Annotated in this window: 1 protein-coding gene; it reads right to left on the bottom strand. The window is 74.4% G+C overall.

Going from position 1 to position 1,084, the window contains the following annotated elements; genetic code table 11:
* Window positions 1-755, bottom strand: a 755-nt coding sequence (locus AB0L75_RS44500) for a beta-phosphoglucomutase family hydrolase (protein WP_365191978.1), incomplete at its 3' end; no start/stop codon positions are given.
* Between the last annotated feature and the right edge of the window lie 329 nt (window positions 756-1,084).

Genomic DNA, 1,084 nt, shown 5'->3' with positions numbered 1-1,084 from the left:
CCGAGATCGGGCTCGCGGTCCACGCCGATCACGAGGCCGAAGCGGCCGTCCGCGGCGGCCTTCACACCGGAGACGGCGTCCTCGAGGACCATCGCGTCCGCGACGTCGACGCCCAGCTCCCGGGCGGCCTCCCAGAACATCGCCGGGTCCGGCTTGCCCGGCAGCCCGCGCTCGAGGGCGGTGTTCCCGTCCACGATCACGGGGAAGAAGTCCAGCACGCCGCCGGCCGTGAGCACGGCGCGGGAGTTCTTGGAGCTGGTGACCAGTGCGACCGGCACGCCCTTGGCCCGCAGCCGCTCGAGCAGGTCCTGGGCCTCCGGGAAGACGCGGACGCCGTCGCGCTCGAGCACCTGCTCGAAGTAGCCCTGCTTGCGCTCGGCGAGGGCGAGGACGGTCAGCTCCGGGGCGGCGTCCGCCTCGGGGGCGTCGGCCTCCGGCACCCTCAGGCCGCGGGAGGCGAAGAACGTGCGGACCCCGTCCTCGCGGGGGCGCCCGTCCACGTGGTGCAGGTAGTCGGCGGCGGCGTCGAAGGGACGCAGCACGTCCGGGTCCGCGGCGACGACGGCGGCGTTGGCGGGCAGCGCGCCCACGGCGGGCAGCGCCCCGTCGAAGAGCTCCTTCCACGCCTGCGCGTGCACGCCGGCGGTGTCCGTGATGACCCCGTCCATGTCGAAGATGACGGCGCGGTAGCGGCGGAGCCGGTGACGGCGGGCGTTCAGGTCCTGCGGAGCGGCGGGGGTGAGCGTCTGCGACATGGGAACCAGCCTACGGGCGGGGAAGTGGGGCCGCACGGGGAGTGCCGCGGCGATGTTCACCGCAGCGAGCGCGCCGTCGTTCCGGCCGACCGCACCGCAGCGACATCACAGCGGTTCTCAGCTGCGGTGATGTCGCTGCGGCGCGGTGGGTTCCGGGAATAGGGTCGTGCCGACGGGGCGGACGTGTGCCCCCGCGCGCCGGAAGCGTGGCCCGGGAACGAGCAGGACACACTCGGCGGAGATGGCCGGGGGGCGAAGGGCTCATGAACTGATCTGCTCGACGAGGGCGCCCGGGTCTCCGAGGCGGCCGGCACCCTGCTGTGCGGCAC

It is taken from the genome of Streptomyces sp. NPDC052101 (assembly GCF_040680235.1).
Classification (GTDB): Bacteria; Actinomycetota; Actinomycetes; order Streptomycetales; family Streptomycetaceae; genus Streptomyces.
The sequence above is the reverse complement of the archived record's forward strand: the minus strand, read 5'-3'. Positions and strand labels throughout refer to the sequence as shown.